A 16,027-nucleotide genomic window follows, 5' to 3' on the forward strand; every position below is an offset into this window, starting at 1 on the left:
CGCATCAAGGCGTTGGCCTCGGTGATAAGTTCCTCAGCCACATTGAAAGGTGCCGCGTTCTTATACATTTGATAAGTGCTGAAAATGACGATCTGTTTGAGCAATATAAAACAGTGCGCAACGAGCTTATATCCTACGGACACGAACTGGCCAGCAAAACTGAGTTTTTGGCCATCAATAAAATTGATATTTTGTCTGAGGATGAAATTAAAGCCAAAACCTCTAAGTTGGCGCGACAGACCAAAAAGCCAGTCTACCCGATCTCGGCCGTATCAAAGCGTGGGATCGACGATCTTTTGTATAATGTGCTTAAAGTAATCAGTTAATTTGAGGTCTAACGTACCTAAAACGACAGAATTGCTCCGAAATTTCCATCGTACTCTTATGCCAGCCGTTAAAATGCCTGAGGTTTAGCCTGACATCTCCGTTATATAAACCGCTCATTACAGTCAGGATAAATTCATCGACTAAATTATTTTGCAGGAAAAGATCGGCAATCTCGCCTCCCCCAATCATATAAATGGGATCAGCCTTATACCCGATGGTTTGGTATAAGTCAGTAAATTCTGTCAGCGAATTCAGGTAAGTTTTTGTTTTGTCAGACGTGTTTGTTTTCCTGGATAATACTATAAAGCGTCTTTCATTCAGCAAGGCCTGCGGCAAAGAATCAAACGTTTTCCTGCCAACAATCAGCGTCTTACCTAGCGTAGTATCTCTGAAGTAATTAGTATCCTTTTCACACGACCAAGGGATCTTGTTGTCTTGCCCTATAACGCCGTTTGCATCGCAAGCCATAAGTCCAATAATCGGCAAACTCGTCCTCTTTGAACGGATCTTTTTATTCTTTTGCTCTTTTATGGTATAAGACCGCCTGTCCGCTGTACAGAGCACAGGATCAAGTTGTTGTTTGGTTAATATAGTAACGCGGCATAGTGCGATTTTGTGGGCGCTTAGCTCAGACGGTAGAGCATCTGACTTTTAATCAGAGGGTCACAGGTTCGAGTCCTGTAGCGCCTACCATGGGGAGAGGAAGGATGGCAGGCGCTGGGATGGCCTTGAGGCTTCTTATAAGATATTATTCTTCTGGTACAAACGCCTGAGCAAACCTCTGTCTTCTATTTGCACGGCCTGATAAATCTGTATGGTCTTTCAGATTTATTGCAGGTAAATGAGGTCCTATTGCGGTCCAATTATCCTCAAACCATTTGACCATGAGAGGAAGCCTACGTTTGGCTTCTCTATCAGGCTCAGATATTCTTGCCAATTGGGACGCCACTGCTGCGATGCTTTTCAATTCAGACAGAGTAACACCATCGCTAAGCTTCTCACTTAATGCTCTCCAAGCCTCGCTTTGCTTAAAATTAAAATCCCCAAGCCTTTGGGCGACATTATCTTGATCATGCTTTTTGTAATAATCTCTTATTCGCTCAGCCTCCCCAATAACATCCTCTAAAGACGGCAAGCCACCCCCTGTTTTACCCAAAATATTTTGAATCAAGCTAACTGCGTCAGATATATTACGGGGATCTCTAAAGGGAAGAGTGCGCATTCCGGATAATAAATTTGCTATTGCTTTTAATTCTATAAACCCCAAAGGACGGTCATAAATTTGGCATAGCTCTTGATATACGGGAATCTTTCGGTACGACTGTACCCTTGGGGCTGCGGGTGGCACTGCAACTGGCGCAGGTGGTTGACCAATAATAGGACCTATTGGGTAAATTGGCTGTCCATCAAGCAAAGTATCTACTGGCATAAAAGCAGCACGTGGCACAAAAGCAGCATGACTGGTCGATAGCCTGCACGCACAACATATAGCAATATAAAGTTTCTTATTAAAATACATAAACGTTCTCCATAGTTAAATTGAGTTTAAAGTATCAGATGTTTTATGATTTATCAAATGATGATAATATTATTTTGACAAAATGATTTGACGTTTAGGCTAACAAGGAAAAATCTACAGAACGAGACTCTTAAAATGCAAAATTCAGCAGCTAATGAAGAAATAATCTATCTGAACCTGCTTTTCACAAAACCGTCGCACGATCGCGCTGCGCTTTTTGGCATAATTTTGCGGTAATATGATTTTATGTTAGGCGGGCTGAATAGAATAGGGCGATTTTCCATATCTCTATCTACGTTGTGTACTGGAAAATCAGAGGGTCACAGGTTCGAGTCCTGTAGCGCCACCATGCTAGGAAAATGGTAGGCGCTGGGAGTGTGGGCTTGAGGCTTCTGCATAAGATATTATTCTTCTGGCACAAGTATCCGAGCAAACCTATTTCTTCTGTCTGCACGGCCTGATAAATTTACATGGTCTTTCAAATTTATTGTAGATAAATGAGGTCCTATTGCGGTCCAATTCTCATCAAACCACTTGATCATGGCGGGAAGACTTCCTTTAGCTGTTTTATCAGGCTTAGATATTCTTGCCATTTTGGACGCCACTGCTGCAATGCTGTCCAATTCTCTCAGAGTAATACCCTCGCAAAACTGCTTACTTAATGCTATCCAAGCCTCACTTTGCTTAGGGGCAAAATCCGCAATCCTTGCAGCAGCTCTTGTCCTATTTCGATTACTTTCTTGTTCTCTGTGTTGCTGAGCCAGCCTCATGACATCCTCTGGAGGCGGCAAATGATCTCTTATTGCATCCCAATTGTCTTGAAACCAGGCAAATATGGCAGGCATATAGTTGTGTGTAATATAAGGAGCGTGCATTTCGGTGTTTTGCATTACTAAACTTAGTATTGCTTTTGATCCTCTAATTGACAAAGCATGCTCGCCATAAATTCGGCACAGCTCTTGATATACAGGACTTTCTTTGTAATTAAAATCTGGATGGGTTTCATTAAACGCCGCTATGTCTCTTTGATATTGCGACTGTACTGCTGCAGTCTGCGCAGGCAATGTTAGCGGATTTAAAAACAGCGGCACTGGAAGCGGAGCGCGTTCTATAGGCGTTTGGGCTACAGGCTCAATTAGATCAAAAGACAAATTGTCAAATGTTTCATTGGTCCAACACGATTTCTGCTCATCACTACTACAATCACTAAATTGATCATCATCAGAAGGAAATAAGCCAGCATAACTAGTTGATAGTTCGAATGCACAACATATAGCAATGCAAAATTTCTTATTAAAATACATAAACATTATCTATAATTGAACTGATCGGCGAAATATAAATTACTCTTTAAGGTTTGGCTAGATGATTAGTTGAATCTAGCTTAAATGAGGATATGCTGCAGTCCAATTCTCATCAAACTGCTTGATCATAACGGCTTTTGTGAGCTTGGCGTCTCTGTCAACTTTTACTCTTATCGCTCCAGACACAAGCAGTGCAGTGCTTAATAGATGGCCTTGAGTAAAATTTTCTTTACCAAAACATTTTTTTAATCCTCTTCAACATGGCTTTGCAAAGGACTAACACTCGCAAGCCTTTCTTTGCTGGAATTTCGACGTGCTCTACGCGCTGCGTAAGCTATTCTGTTATTTTCTCTCGTTTGCTCAGCCAACTCCCTAACAGCCTCTGGCGGCGGCAAGTGATCTTTTATTGCATCCCAGTTCTCATTAAGCCAGAAAACTATAGAAGATACCCGCCCACATGCAAAGGAAGAAGCGTACATTCCGGTGTTTTGCAATACTAAATGTATTATTGCTCGCAATTCCGCAAATTGCAAAATACAGCCGCCATAAGTTTGGAGTAGCTCTTGGTATGCGAGATTATTCATATAATTAAGATCCCAAGGAGTTTCATTAAACATCACCGTTTCTCTTTTGCGGCGCGTATGTACTCTTGGAATTACAGTTTGCGTAGGCGGCGGTATTAAAAACGGAGCTTGTTCTGAAACCGGCTGATCAACAGCTATTTGTGGATTTACTGACAGCCACTCGCTGGGATAGCTAAAGGAAACCGCAGACAAATCAGGTACAGATAGTGGGCCGCCAGAAGGATTCAAACCATCACTGCTTGTCAGCGCTATCAGATCTAAGCAAGGTTGTATTACAGCACAATTTTCATCAAACCACTTAACCAAAACAGCTTCACTGCGCCGAGCTTCTCTATCAGGACCAGGTATTTCTGTCATTTGGGATACAATATATGCGATACTTAATAGTTCTCTATGAGAAACATTTTCGAAGCGCTGATTTAATTCTCTCCAAGCATTACTGCTTCTAGCATCAAAACCCCCAAGCCTTCGAGCAACTTTTTCTTTCTGATGATGAAATGGCAGACGTGGTAAAGCGGCGTCTATTTTAGAAGAAATGACTAAATGACAGAACAGCATTATGCCAACCTTTAAGGCTTTGCTCTTCATTTTGCACATCTCATACATGCAATCAGCAATATATCAAAAATTTTAGCGAAATAACCGAAATAAATATCAGATCTAAAGCGCACATATCCCTGATATTCTGCGGCGTGACACTTTAAATAGATATGAGGAGGAAAGAGCGCAAAGAGCTGTGAACTAGGTTTTAAAATTACTCACGCTTTAACCTGTGTTTATTCCACCAGTCTAGGCGTTTTTTGATTTCTCTTTCAAAGCCACGTTCTGCTGGTCGATAGAATTGTTGCCGAGCAAGGCCGTCTGGAAAGAAATTTGTGCCCGCAAAAGCGTCCTTCACATCGTGATCATAGACATAGCCTTCCGAATACCCTTGAGATTTCATAAATGCAGTAGGGGCATTTAGGATTCTTTTCGGCGGCGTAAGAGAGCCGTGTTTGCGGGCAAACTGCCTAACTTCATTAAATGCGGAATGTACAGCGTTCGATTTAGGCGCGCTGGCGAGATATATCACCGCTTGCGCGACAGCCAATTCGCCCTCTGGCGAGCCCAAAAACCGGAATGCTTGCTCGGCCGCAATGGCTTGTTGCAAAGCCTGTGGGTCGGCCGTACCTACGTCTTCGACCGAAAAACGGACCAGCCTGCGTGCTATGTAAAGCGGGTCTTCGCCGCCCTCCAGCATTCTGGCAAACCAATATAGGGCCCCGTCCACATCAGATCCGCGCATAGCCTTGTGCAGCGCGCTTATAAGGTTATAGTGCTCATCGCTTGCTTTGTCATATATCGCCGGGCGCTTGGATAACAGCTTGATAAGCTCGTCTGGGGAAAGATTGTCGACGGGTTTTAAGGCAAACAACTCTTCCGCCCTGTTTACCAAATACCGGCCGTCTCCATCGGCCATTTGACACAGGGTGAGGCGAGCTTCTTTAGTAAGCGGCAGCGGTTGATGCATGAAGCTTTCTGCCCTGTTTAATAAAATTTCAAGATCATCAAGCCCTAACCGATTAAAAGTTATTACTTTACATCTGGATAAAAGCGCGGGCCTAAGTTCGAACGACGGGTTTTCGGTCGTAGTGCCGATAAGGATTATATTGCCAGTCTCTAAGTGAGGCAAAAACACATCCTGCTGCGATTTATTAAGGTGATGAATTTCGTCTATTAGCAACAGAATTTTGCTGCTGACAGATCGCTCGGCGCGTTCAAATATTGACTTGAAGGTTGAGGTTGCATGCATGACGGCGGAGGTTTCCTCAAACGGCAACTGGCTGTGTTTGGCCAGAAACCTGGCTAATGAAGTTTTGCCACTGCCAGGCGGGCCCCATAAAATCAAGGACTGAATGGGATCCATGGCCAACAGCTGAGCAGATACTTTAAATCCGACAAATTCCTCAATCGACTGGGGCCTGAGTAACTCTGCCAGCGGAGGAGTCTTTACGAACAGACTGCTTTGTTGCATATGCTGTTAGATGCGCGATTTATACCCAGCAGCATATATCTTTCCGACCCGCTTGTCTTCAAATGAGAATTAGTTTAGAATGCAAAAAGACGCAAAAATTCCTGGTATTTCGATATGGCCGTTCCTAAGAAAAAAACTTCAAAGTCTCGTCGTGATCAAAGGCGGTCGCACTTGGCACTGCACTCTGTAAACTATGTCAAATGTGATAATTGTGGCAGCGACAGGCTTCCACACCACATATGCAAAAGCTGTGGATATTATAACAAGCGTCAGGTTTTTACCATTAAACCAGTGGCTGAAGAGGCTGCTGAAAACGCTTAAAGAGACCTTGGTTGAACATCGATAAGACAACGGGCTGCGTTAAGGGATTTTCTATCTTTAATTTTTGTTCAGAAAGCGCACTAAGTGATACGTGCGAAGCTGCATCCACTGGCACAGGCTGTCGGTGCACTGGTGGCAAGTCGTGTGAAAGGGTTATCGCCATTGACGCTATGGGCGGGGACAGCGCCCCGGAAACCGTAGTGCGAGGAGTCTCTTACCTAGATTGCAGCGACGTGAAGTTCCTGCTTTTCGGGAAGAAAGATTTAATTGATCCGCTGCTTGATAAATATCCGCCGAAACACAAGAATGTAGAGCTGATTGATGTTGAAGTTAATGTAACGTCTGATGAAAAGCCGCTGTCCGCATTCAGGAAGGGTAAGCAATCCAGCATGGGGCAAGCGATACAGGCGGTTAAGGACGGCATTGCCGAGGCTGTAGTTTCTGCTGGCAATACTGGTGCATATGTGGCTTTATCGACCAGCATTCTTGGCACTTTACCTGGAATTAAGCGTCCGGCAATTGCCACCCAACTGCCAACTAAGGCAGGCGTGTGCATTGCTTTGGACCTTGGCGCGAATATAGATTGCTCTAGTGATAAGCTGGTTCAGTTCGCCATCATGGGTGAGGCGCTGGCGCAGGCTTATATGAATAAGGAATCCCCCAAGGTTGCATTGCTGAATATAGGATCGGAAGAAACAAAAGGCAGTCAGGTAATACAAGATACGGCCTATATACTTAAAAATGACGGTATCGTCAGCAACTACTGCGGATTTTTAGAGGGGGACGGCATATGGCTGGGCGAAGCGGACGTTATTGTCACGGACGGCTTTTCTGGCAACATAGCCTTGAAATCCGCCGAGGGAACAGCTAGGCTTTTAATAAGTCACTTCAAGTCCGCCTTTATGACAAGTGGCTGGTTTGTGAAGTTGGTGGGGCTTATGGCAAAAAGCAAGCTTAAGGAAGCATTTTCGTTTTTTGACCCTAGGGCATTCAATGGCGCGGTGTTCCTTGGGCTTGATGGGCTGGCAGTGAAAAGCCATGGAGGGACTGATTATGTTGGATTTGCTAATGCTTTAAAGTTCGCCATAAAGGTGATGGATGAAAGGCTGATCAATAAAATTAAGCTGCATAAAGGATTTAAAAAGGTGAAGGTGTGAGTAATCTTACTAAGTTAGACAATGGAATCAGGGTAGTAACCCACGAAATGCCGCACGTAGAAACGGTTACGCTTGGCATGTGGCACGATGTTGGTGCACGGTTTGAACAAAAAGAGAATAACGGCATCTCACATTTCCTTGAGCATATGGCATTTAAGGGAACCACCCGTCGCACCGCAAGGCAAATAGCAGAAGCGATCGAGTTTGTAGGGGGTGACCTTAACGCTTATACCTCACGCGAGGCTACGGCTTATCATGCAAGGGTTCAGGGCAAAGATATAGAGCTGGCCGTTGATATACTTGCCGATATCCTGCTGGATCCAACGTTTCCAGAGGCAGAGCTTGAGCGAGAGCGAGGCGTTATACTGCAGGAAATTGGCCAGACTTTGGACACGCCGGACGATGTTGTGTTTGATCATTTTCAGGCGGCGGCCTTTAAGGACCAGGCGATTGGCAGGTCAATACTTGGCCCAGCCGAGGTTGTCAACCGCCTGACCGCCAAGGACCTTCGGCAATATATGAATTCATTCTATCAGCCAGAGAAAATGGTTTTTTCTGCCGCAGGCAAGCTTAAGCATGATGCTGTTGTGTCTTTGGTTGAAAAGTACTTCGGTGGATGCAGGTCAAGAGACTCAATTCCCACGCCGGAAGCGGGCAAATATACCAGCGGTCTTGCGGTCGATTTCCGTCCACAGCTTGAGCAAGCGCATATAGTTATGGGGTTTGAAGGGGTAAGACTAAAGTCGCCTGATTATTACAGCGCGGCAATATGCTCGTCCATCCTGGGGGGAGGCATGTCCTCTAGGCTGTTTCAAGAAGTGCGAGAAAAGCGTGGACTGGTGTATGCCGTATATTCATTCAACAGCTGCTATAACGACTCTGGGACGCTTTGCATATATGCAGGAACTGCGCCTGAGAAAGCAGCCGAAGTCGTCAGCGTTTCGGTTGAGCAGTTATACGATATGCGGCGCAGAATAGACGGCTCAGAGTTCAATCGCGCCTTGGCTCAGTTCAAAATGGGGCTGATGATGTCTTTGGAAAGCACAACCGCAATGTGTGAGCGAAATGCTAATCAAGTGCTGATATTTGGGCAAACGATTGATAATGAGGGGCTGATGGCCAAAATCAATAAAGTAAGCATCGAGTCCGTCCAAAACGTTGCAAAAGCGATGTGTGGGTCGAATAAGACGCTTGCCTTTGTCGGTAAAGTTGCAGAAGCAGACGCAAATCAAATACTGGATTCTTGTAATAAATTGCAATAGCGACACACAGCCAAGTATATGCCTTGTGAAAACACTTTAGGGGAAAGCGTATCTTGCACTGGTATAGGGACTCATTCGGGCAGTCCTGCGACGTTATCTATATGTCCGGCTCCGGCTGGATATGGCATCAAATTCGTTAGAGTAGACGCTGCTAGTCATGAAGTTCCTGCCTTATGGAACCAGGTTAGCAATACGTCAATGTGTACTTGCATTACCCATAATGGTGTATGTGTAAAAACCGTTGAGCACGTGTGCGCGGCGCTGATTGGTATGGGCGTTGACAATGCAAGAATAGAGCTGAACAACGAAGAGGTCCCAATCCTTGACGGCAGTGCACGAGAATTTACCAAGATGATTGAATCGGCCGGAGTTACGCCTCAATCAAAGCCCAGGCAGTTCATTAAGATCTTAGAGACCGTAACTGTACAGGACGGCAATTGCGTTGCTTCGTTTGAGCCATCTGAAAAAGATGTGCTTTCTTTGAAGGTAGAGCTTGACCTTTCTGCTGCTGGCTTGGATAAACAGCATATAGACCTGGATTTGACCAAAGATACGTTTATCAAAGAATTGGCCCCGGCCAGGACTTTTGGTTTTTTCAAAGACGTCCAAACATTACGCGACAAAGGCCTTATAAAAGGGTCGTCGCTTGATAACGCAGTTGTCATAGATAACGGTAAGATTATGAATTCCGAAGGCCTTCGTTTTGAAAACGAAATGGTGCGTCATAAGGCCCTTGATGCAGTCGGCGACCTGTCCTTAGCAGGTAAGCCTGTTCTGGGCAGATTTTACGGAAAAAACTGCGGTCATAGATTGAATCAGGAGCTGCTGCAAAGGCTGCTTAATATGCCAAGCGCTTGGAAAATACTTTAACAGTAAGCGCCGTTCATTATTCATCTGACGAATCGGCGCGATTTAGTGGGACGCTGAACTTTATTGTGGTGTTATCTTTGCCATTGGATTCCATTACCACAGAGCCACTATGCATTCTGATGATGTGATTCAACAGCAGCAAAGACACGCTGTTATACCCATGCATTTGTGCATCTGGCCCTTGTTCTGTGCGGTGTAGTACTTTATCCACCTTGTTGAAAACAACAGCATTGCAAGATATCTGTACATTCAAATCCTCAGATATTATCTCGGTCTTCAGGTCAATAATGGATCCGTTTTTGGCAGATTTAATGAACTTAAGCAAAAGCGTTGATATTGCTTGTTTCATCAATTCTCTGTCGGCCTCCATGCTTTTTCTGGGGAAACTGGCCGCGTTTATTTTTATGCCTTTTTCTGAAGCTCTTTGATAAACACGCTCTAACGAATTGTTAAACAAATCCTTTATTTTGAATATAGAGTAATTGGGGTTGGCTCGTTCTATTTGCCTTGACGTCAATTTTATCATGTTCTCGATCAATGTAGACAGTCGCTGCGATCCTTCAGAAATACCTTGAACATAACTGTATTGCTTATCATTCAATTGGCCATAGTGCTGACTTATCAGAAGTTGTGTAAAACCAATGACGGTGCTAAGTGGTTCGTGAAATTCAAATGAAGCCCTTGCGATGAAGTCATTTTTGGCTTGTACCACGTGCTCTAGCAACTTATTTTTTTCAAAAAGTAACGCTTCTAGTTTATGCGAATCTGTTATGTCTATATAGCTGTGCAAATGGGCGCCATCCGGCAATGGCATATAGGCAAACCGCACAGTATTTCCGTTTTTAAGGATTAAATTGCCTTGCTTTTCTAAGCGATCGGTAAGATTGCTGATAAGGCCTGATTTAAATTCATCCCTGTCGTCTGAAAAGTCTATAATCCCCATAACATTTTCTACGACTTCTGAGATGTGCATACCCATAACATTAATGTCTTGCAAGGATGGCCATATCCTTTGAGCAGCTGGGTTTATGATGTTCAGCCGGTTATTGCTGCCAAATACCATTACGCCTTCGAAAAGATGGCTTAGGGTTTCCTTCTGCACAGATATCAGCATGTTATATTGCCGCTCTGTGTTTATTTTGTCGGTTATGTCCTCAAATACAGTTATTATTCCCCCCAGAGGATTGGGCGAGATGATATACCTCAATGTCAAACCATTAGGCAGGCATATAAGATCCTGCACAAACTCAGTCAAAGTGGAAAAAAGTCTGATCTGCTCATCTTTATATGCCAAAAAATCAACAACCTCTGGCAGCTTTCTGTTACGTCTTAGAAGGTCAAGTATTTTGGGAAAAGTGTTGTTTTGATGGATTTCCTGATCCCCTAATCCAGTGATTTTTTTATAAGCGCTGTTTACGAATACAAGCCTCATATCGCTGTCAAAAACAGCCACGCCAGATGAGAATAATTCAAGCGGAGCGTACGATGGATCTATCAGCGCCTGGGAAGGATGCGGACTTCTGGGTTCTATGCTTTTTAAGGCTACAGTATTTTCAGGGCTATTTTGGTTCGCTTTCGTTCGTCTGAGCTTTAGGGCGTACCATATCGACAGCAGCGATATTAGGGCGGACAAAGCATACGCCCACACTGCATTTTTTTGAACAAAAAACGATACACCTACACAAGCAATCGCGCAGGTGGCAACGCCTAGAACTAGGCCAAAGGTTTTGCCTGTTTTCAAAGCGCTTCATAACCTAAAGCTACTACGCACAGGGTACAAAATATTAAACGAATAATAAAATATTTTATTAAAATACGGTGATATTAAGGCAGATCTAGGCCGCTTGACTTGCCCCACGGATGGCAGCGAAAAATACGTTTCGTCGCCAATAACAGGCCTTTTGATATACCGTGTTTTTGCAATGCTAGTATTGCATACTGCGAACAACTTGGAACAAATCTGCATTGCTTGCCAATAATTGGCGACAAAATTAGCTGATAAGCTCTTAAAAAGGCTTTAAGCACACTGTATAGCACTTTTTGTAAAATACGCGACATATCCATGCGTTACTAGGACAGCCTTCACGGTAACGTCTTGAAAGCAGCAAAACAACAACTAATATGAAGATACGGCAATCAATACATAACGTTGCCGTATCCTTTAAGGGTATTAAAGAAGGAAGTTTAATGTACTAAACCTTTGCTCCAGTCATATAGAAATATAAAAACTGCTGCCTGTTGGGCATATTGGTGCAATTTTTGATAATTTCGCTGATAGTAACGGCTTGATCTAGCTCTCTGTCGGTTGTGCCACACGATCTTAATGCTCGTAAAGATGCCATTCCGCTAGTTTGATCGATAATCGAGATACAAGTTTGAATCCGCTTTATATGATAAGGGTTCAAATATGCTATATCAAATACCGAAAGGCAATCCGAGCATTGCCTCATCAACGTAAACTCACCCCCTTCAGACAAATTGCCATTTTGTAGATTTTGCAACATTTGTAATGTGCTTGGCGATATCTCGTCTACATCAACGCTTAGTTTTGCAGATTGGCGCACTACTTCATCATAATGTGCATTAGACATGGTCATGGGCAGAGTTGAGCTCTTTCTGTCCTGCTCTGCTGGACGCAACATAGATAATGCGCCTTGACAAATAAACATCGTTGCAACGATAGCTATTTTTCTCATTAGCATACCTCATTTGTATTACTATTGCTATATTGACAAAATATTATTAAAATTTTGTAAAGATGCCCTATTGGCTCACCTAATCACTGTAACGTAAGGGGTGGGTGGACATGGCCAAACAGCATTAAAAACCGCTAAATCACATGGCATTAAAGCGATATTGATCTCAACATTTTGTTATGTTAAAGTGCATTAATCCTTATAAAGTTAAGTTTGGACTTAGGTTGATCTATGAAGCAAGGTATACACCCCGATTATCATGATATTACGGTTGTTATGACGGATGGGTCTTCGTTTACGACCAAAAGTACGTGGGGTAAACCGGGCGATACGTTGCGGCTTGATATAGACTCTAAGTCGCATCCGGCCTGGACTGGCGTTAGGCAGTTCGTTGACAGTGGCGGACGTTTGGCTAAATTCAAGGGGAAGTATCAAAATTTTGGAATCAAAACTTCTTAGGTTTTTTTAGGGGAGCATAAAGCATAAAGAATGGCCAATCATAAGTCGGTTATTAAGCGCATAAGGCAAAACGCCAAAAGGAATAAAAGAAACCATGAGCGCGCTCATCGGGTTAAGACGGTCTTGACCAAATTCAGTGCGACGTTGGTATCTGGTGTGAAAGAGGATATAGCATCCGGTCTTCGTGTGGTGCAGTCTGAACTTATGAAGGCTGTAAGCAAAGGAGTATTGGTAAAAAAGGCTGCGTCGCGCAGTGTTTCTAGGTTAACTAAAAAAGCCAAATCTATATTGGGGTAATGTTGGAATCTGTTCGGCAGTATTCCTTGTGTTTTTGCGTTTCCATCATCCGTGGAGGGGTTGTGTGTTGACTGGTGATAGTGCCCTGCTTGCTGATCACTGGACCGAAGTCTGTAAAGAACTCAGGAAAAAGCTGGGTAATGCAGTGTTTAAAAGCTGGATCAAGCCTTTATCACCGTCGCACTATAACGATGACAGCAGTGGCATAGTCATCATTGCCCCCAGTAGGTTTATTAAAGACTGGGTTTGCAACAACTATGTCGAGCATATAAAGTCCGTGCTTTCAGGCATAGACAGCCGCGTGGAAGACCTTGAAATTGTGATTTCAGACGGCAGTAGCCTAGGCTCTTTACCTGAGGCAGCCAATTGCGAGAATTTTGAGGCAAACAAGCCAGATTCAGTGTCAGAGTTTACGGAAAACTTAAGCTCTAAGCTGGATGAGCATTTAACTTTCGACAGCTTTGTTGTGGGAAAGTCTAATGAGCTGGCTTATGCAGCCGCTCGTCGCGTTGCCGAGGCAGACAGCGTCGTGTTTAACCCGCTGTTTATATACGGTGGAGTTGGCCTGGGTAAAACGCATCTTATGCATGCCATCGCCTGGTATATCAAGAAGGCAACGCCTTGGCGTAAGGTCGCCTATATCTCGGCCGAGAAGTTTATGTATCGCTTTGTTAAAGCGGTTAGGTTTCGCGATACCGTAGCCTTCAAGGAGCAATTTCGTTCTGTTGACGTCCTTATGGTCGACGATATTCAGTTTATATGCGGGAAAGAGTCCACTCAGGAAGAGTTTTTTCACACATTTAACTCCTTAGTGGGAAACAATCGCCAAATAATCATTTCGGCAGATAAATCCCCATCGGACCTTGAAGGTATGGAGGAACGCATGAAGTCCAGGCTTGGGTGGGGGCTGGTTGCCGATATACATCCGGCTAATTATGAACTGCGCCTTAGTATACTGCAAACCAAAGCCAAGCTGTTTAAAGCCAATGTCCCCAAAGAAGTTTTAGAGTTTCTTGCCCATAAAATAACCTCTAATATCCGAGAGATGGAGGGCGCTCTCAACCGCGTGGTGGCAAGTTCAACGCTTATGGGCGGTGAAGAGATCACTATAGAAATGACTCAGCGTGTGCTGAAGGATTTATTGCGCGCTAACAGTAAAAAACTAACCGTTGAAGATATTCAACGAAAGGTGGCAGATCATTATTCGATCAGGCTGTCTGATATTCACTCACCCAGAAGGAACGTTAACATTGCCCGTCCCAGACAGGTTGCGATGTACTTTGCTAAGCAGCTGACACCAACCTCTTTGCCAGAGATAGGCAGAAAATTTGGAGGAAGAGACCACACGACAGTCATCCATGCCGTAAAGAAAATCGAAGAGCTTATTTTAACTAAGCCCGAGGTCGCGGAAGACGTTCGTCTTCTGCGTTGCATGTTGGCGCGCGATTAGTTAAAAATAGTTAAAAGGAAGAATATGAAAATCAAAGTAACAAAAGCTAATTTGTTGCGGGCTATGTCGAATGTATGCGGGGTTGTAGAGCGTAATCCCACTCTGCCAATACTGTCACACTGTTTGTTGTCGGCTTCGGAAGATAAAGTTAATTTTTCCTCTACTGATCTGGATCATTCGGTTGCAAGCTCAATCCCCGCCGAAATAGGACTGGAGGGAGAGGCTGTAATTCCGGCGATTACTTTATATGAAATTGCCAAGAAGGTTTCTGACGCTACCCCAATTGAAATAGAATCTAAGGACAATCAAGTTATATTAAGTGCTGGTAAAGCTAAATTTAACCTGCAGTCGCTTGCTAGCGGTGATTTTCCGCCGATTCCTCAACCTCATCGGATAAGCAAGCTTGAAGTTTCTACCGTACAGCTTACAAAGCTTATAGATACCACCAAGTTCGCCATGTCTACCGATGAGACAAGATACATGCTCAACGGGGCGTACCTTCACGTGGCCAAAAATGCTATGGACAAAAAGTGTCTAAGAATGGTGGCTACCGACGCGCATCGGCTGTCTATGTCGGAAGTATCTAATGAAAATGTTGAGGAGATTGAAAACCTCAATGGCATTATCCTTTCGCGCAAAACCATTGTTGAGCTAAGACGCTTGCTTGAGGATGAGCCGACAGAATCTATCTCAATAATTCTGGATAAATCCTTGATAAGCTTTCAGGTCGGCCAGATCACTTTGACCGCACGGATAGTCGAAGGCAATTTCCCGGACTACATTTCGGTCATCCCAGAAAAAAGAGACATGTTTTTCAGCGTTAAAAAGCAAGACTTTATCGATGTAATCGGTCGAGTATCGATCATTGCTGGGGATAAGGTAAAGCTTGTACGCCTTGATTTAACGAATGGATGCCTAAAAATATCTGCCAATAATGAAAATTATGGCAGTGCAAACGACGAAATAAATGCCGAATATAAAGGAAATCCTTGGTACGCCGGCGTTAACAGTAAATATTTACTTGATGTTGCGGGCCAGATAGAATCGGAAAATATTCGCTTTTATATACAAGAATCGGTCGCTTCGATACTGATCGTCGACCCAGCTGATAACAGCAGCTTATTCGTCGTCATGCCTATGAGGGTTTAAAAATATCTGATTTACCGTAGCGGTCAAACATTAGTCATTTTGAAGCTGTGGTCAGAGATTAAAATTTTACTCTATACCCTAAATTTCATGAGTGCCTTACTGATCGTCGATCCAGCTGACAACAGCAGCTTATTCGTCGTCATGCCCATGAGGGTCTAAAAATATCTGCTTTACCGCAGTGGCCAAACATTAGTCATTTTGAAGCTGTGGTCAGAGTTAAAATTTTACCCCATACCCTAAATTTCATGAGTGCCTTTTAGGGCCTAAAACATCTTTAGGGCAAATCGACAGTCCTATTGCGGGTTTACACAAAAGGCCTGATAGGCTACAATGCAAGAGTTAGAGTATCAGCGTTGATTTCTTGGGTCGGTTTTATCGCGGGGTAGAGCAGCTCGGTAGCTCGTCAGGCTCATAACCTGAAGGTCGTTGGTTCAAATCCAACCCCCGCAACCAATACAATTTCCTGAGGCTTTTTAGGACATCGTTTTGTATATTCCTCAGCTAGGCCTTTTGGAATGCTGTCCCGTATACTGCTTCTCCCTTACAAAGGGATGACGTATTGTATGTTAGCTTCAGCGAATCTGAACTGGAGCTTGCCACCGAAAATCACCTTATTGG

The 16,027-nt window shown here is 43.8% G+C and carries 17 protein-coding genes and 2 tRNA genes; 11 read left to right on the plus strand and 8 right to left on the minus strand.

The window, feature by feature from the left end; genetic code table 11:
• A partial coding sequence (locus tag LBL30_00205; GenBank protein MDR1031539.1) for a GTPase ObgE occupies positions 1 to 326 on the plus strand: 326 nt, incomplete at its 5' end.
• Here LBL30_00205 and LBL30_00210 read toward each other — a convergent pair.
• On the minus strand, positions 319 to 891 hold the full coding sequence (locus tag LBL30_00210) for a dihydrofolate reductase (protein MDR1031540.1): 573 nt from the start codon (positions 889 to 891) through the stop codon (positions 319 to 321). The two genes, LBL30_00205 and LBL30_00210, sit on opposite strands and share 8 nt — an antisense overlap.
• A gap of 53 nt (positions 892 to 944) precedes the next feature.
• Between LBL30_00210 and LBL30_00215 the strand changes: the two genes are divergently transcribed.
• Positions 945 to 1,020, plus strand: a tRNA-Lys gene (locus tag LBL30_00215).
• A 55-nt stretch (positions 1,021 to 1,075) separates the two neighbouring features.
• Here LBL30_00215 and LBL30_00220 read toward each other — a convergent pair.
• From LBL30_00220 to LBL30_00235, 4 genes are all read right to left on the minus strand, one after another.
• A complete protein-coding gene (locus tag LBL30_00220; protein MDR1031541.1) occupies positions 1,076 to 1,774 on the minus strand; it encodes a hypothetical protein in 699 nt (232 codons plus the stop codon).
• Between the two features lie 476 nt (positions 1,775 to 2,250).
• The gene (locus LBL30_00225) at positions 2,251 to 3,150 is read right to left on the minus strand and encodes a hypothetical protein (protein ID MDR1031542.1); all 900 of its coding nucleotides are present in this window, start codon (positions 3,148 to 3,150) and stop codon (positions 2,251 to 2,253) included.
• Between the two features lie 245 nt (positions 3,151 to 3,395).
• Positions 3,396 to 4,322 (minus strand): hypothetical protein, encoded by a 927-nt coding sequence (locus LBL30_00230; protein ID MDR1031543.1) that lies wholly within the window; start codon positions 4,320 to 4,322, stop codon positions 3,396 to 3,398.
• 166 nt (positions 4,323 to 4,488) lie between these two features.
• The gene (locus LBL30_00235; GenBank protein ID MDR1031544.1) at positions 4,489 to 5,748 is read right to left on the minus strand and encodes a replication-associated recombination protein A; all 1,260 of its coding nucleotides are present in this window, start codon (positions 5,746 to 5,748) and stop codon (positions 4,489 to 4,491) included.
• A 114-nt stretch (positions 5,749 to 5,862) separates the two neighbouring features.
• Between LBL30_00235 and rpmF the strand changes: the two genes are divergently transcribed.
• From rpmF to lpxC, 4 genes are read left to right on the plus strand one after another with little or no spacing between them, the layout of a single operon-like run.
• Positions 5,863 to 6,069, plus strand: a complete 207-nt coding sequence (gene rpmF, locus LBL30_00240) for a 50S ribosomal protein L32 (protein ID MDR1031545.1) — start codon at positions 5,863 to 5,865, stop codon at positions 6,067 to 6,069.
• Positions 6,070 to 6,080: 11 nt separating this feature from the next.
• On the plus strand, positions 6,081 to 7,226 hold the full coding sequence (gene plsX, locus LBL30_00245) for a phosphate acyltransferase PlsX (protein MDR1031546.1): 1,146 nt from the start codon (positions 6,081 to 6,083) through the stop codon (positions 7,224 to 7,226).
• Complete coding sequence (locus LBL30_00250) at positions 7,223 to 8,488, plus strand: insulinase family protein (protein MDR1031547.1); 1,266 nt, start codon at positions 7,223 to 7,225, stop codon at positions 8,486 to 8,488. The genes plsX and LBL30_00250 overlap by 4 nt, the downstream gene beginning before the upstream one ends.
• A gap of 18 nt (positions 8,489 to 8,506) precedes the next feature.
• Complete coding sequence (gene lpxC, locus LBL30_00255) at positions 8,507 to 9,358, plus strand: UDP-3-O-acyl-N-acetylglucosamine deacetylase (GenBank protein ID MDR1031548.1); 852 nt, start codon at positions 8,507 to 8,509, stop codon at positions 9,356 to 9,358.
• A 16-nt stretch (positions 9,359 to 9,374) separates the two neighbouring features.
• Here lpxC and LBL30_00260 read toward each other — a convergent pair whose 3' ends face one another.
• From LBL30_00260 to LBL30_00270, 3 genes are all read right to left on the minus strand, one after another.
• A complete protein-coding gene (locus LBL30_00260; GenBank protein MDR1031549.1) occupies positions 9,375 to 11,099 on the minus strand; it encodes a PAS-domain containing protein in 1,725 nt (574 codons plus the stop codon).
• Positions 11,100 to 11,182: 83 nt separating this feature from the next.
• Positions 11,183 to 11,416: a membrane protein insertion efficiency factor YidD gene (gene yidD, locus LBL30_00265; GenBank protein MDR1031550.1), complete on the minus strand. Its 234-nt coding sequence runs from the start codon at positions 11,414 to 11,416 to the stop codon at positions 11,183 to 11,185.
• A gap of 134 nt (positions 11,417 to 11,550) precedes the next feature.
• The gene (locus tag LBL30_00270) at positions 11,551 to 12,054 is read right to left on the minus strand and encodes a hypothetical protein (GenBank protein MDR1031551.1); all 504 of its coding nucleotides are present in this window, start codon (positions 12,052 to 12,054) and stop codon (positions 11,551 to 11,553) included.
• A gap of 231 nt (positions 12,055 to 12,285) precedes the next feature.
• On the opposite strand from LBL30_00270, the gene rpmE reads away from it, so the two are divergent.
• The 5 genes from rpmE to LBL30_00295 all read left to right on the plus strand — a co-directional run bounded on the left by rpmE (position 12,286) and on the right by LBL30_00295 (position 15,862).
• Positions 12,286 to 12,513, plus strand: coding sequence for a 50S ribosomal protein L31 (gene rpmE, locus LBL30_00275; GenBank protein MDR1031552.1), 228 nt, complete (start codon positions 12,286 to 12,288; stop codon positions 12,511 to 12,513).
• Positions 12,514 to 12,543: 30 nt separating this feature from the next.
• Complete coding sequence (rpsT, locus tag LBL30_00280) at positions 12,544 to 12,810, plus strand: 30S ribosomal protein S20 (protein ID MDR1031553.1); 267 nt, start codon at positions 12,544 to 12,546, stop codon at positions 12,808 to 12,810.
• Positions 12,811 to 12,874: 64 nt separating this feature from the next.
• Positions 12,875 to 14,260 (plus strand): chromosomal replication initiator protein DnaA, encoded by a 1,386-nt coding sequence (dnaA, locus tag LBL30_00285; protein ID MDR1031554.1) that lies wholly within the window; start codon positions 12,875 to 12,877, stop codon positions 14,258 to 14,260.
• Positions 14,261 to 14,284: 24 nt separating this feature from the next.
• Positions 14,285 to 15,409, plus strand: a complete 1,125-nt coding sequence (gene dnaN / locus LBL30_00290; GenBank protein ID MDR1031555.1) for a DNA polymerase III subunit beta — start codon at positions 14,285 to 14,287, stop codon at positions 15,407 to 15,409.
• A 376-nt stretch (positions 15,410 to 15,785) separates the two neighbouring features.
• Positions 15,786 to 15,862, plus strand: a tRNA-Met gene (locus LBL30_00295).
• Positions 15,863 to 16,027 lie beyond the last annotated feature (165 nt).

This window comes from Holosporales bacterium, from assembly GCA_031263535.1.
Classification (GTDB): Bacteria; Pseudomonadota; Alphaproteobacteria; order UBA3830; family JAIRWN01; genus JAIRWN01.

Bases quoted from the DNA above. Each gene is read 5' to 3' on its own strand.
- LBL30_00225 (MDR1031542.1), bottom strand. From the start codon at position 3,150: ATGTATTTTAATAAGAAATTTTGCATTGCTATATGTTGTGCATTCGAA.
- LBL30_00230 (MDR1031543.1), bottom strand. From the start codon at position 4,322: ATGAAGAGCAAAGCCTTAAAGGTTGGCATAATGCTGTTCTGTCATTTA.
- LBL30_00235 (MDR1031544.1), bottom strand. From the start codon at position 5,748: ATGCAACAAAGCAGTCTGTTCGTAAAGACTCCTCCGCTGGCAGAGTTA.
- rpmF (MDR1031545.1), top strand. From the start codon at position 5,863: ATGGCCGTTCCTAAGAAAAAAACTTCAAAGTCTCGTCGTGATCAAAGG.
- lpxC (MDR1031548.1), top strand. From the start codon at position 8,507: ATGCCTTGTGAAAACACTTTAGGGGAAAGCGTATCTTGCACTGGTATA.
- yidD (MDR1031550.1), bottom strand. From the start codon at position 11,416: ATGTCGCGTATTTTACAAAAAGTGCTATACAGTGTGCTTAAAGCCTTT.
- LBL30_00270 (MDR1031551.1), bottom strand. From the start codon at position 12,054: ATGAGAAAAATAGCTATCGTTGCAACGATGTTTATTTGTCAAGGCGCA.
- rpmE (MDR1031552.1), top strand. From the start codon at position 12,286: ATGAAGCAAGGTATACACCCCGATTATCATGATATTACGGTTGTTATG.
- rpsT (MDR1031553.1), top strand. From the start codon at position 12,544: ATGGCCAATCATAAGTCGGTTATTAAGCGCATAAGGCAAAACGCCAAA.
- dnaN (MDR1031555.1), top strand. From the start codon at position 14,285: ATGAAAATCAAAGTAACAAAAGCTAATTTGTTGCGGGCTATGTCGAAT.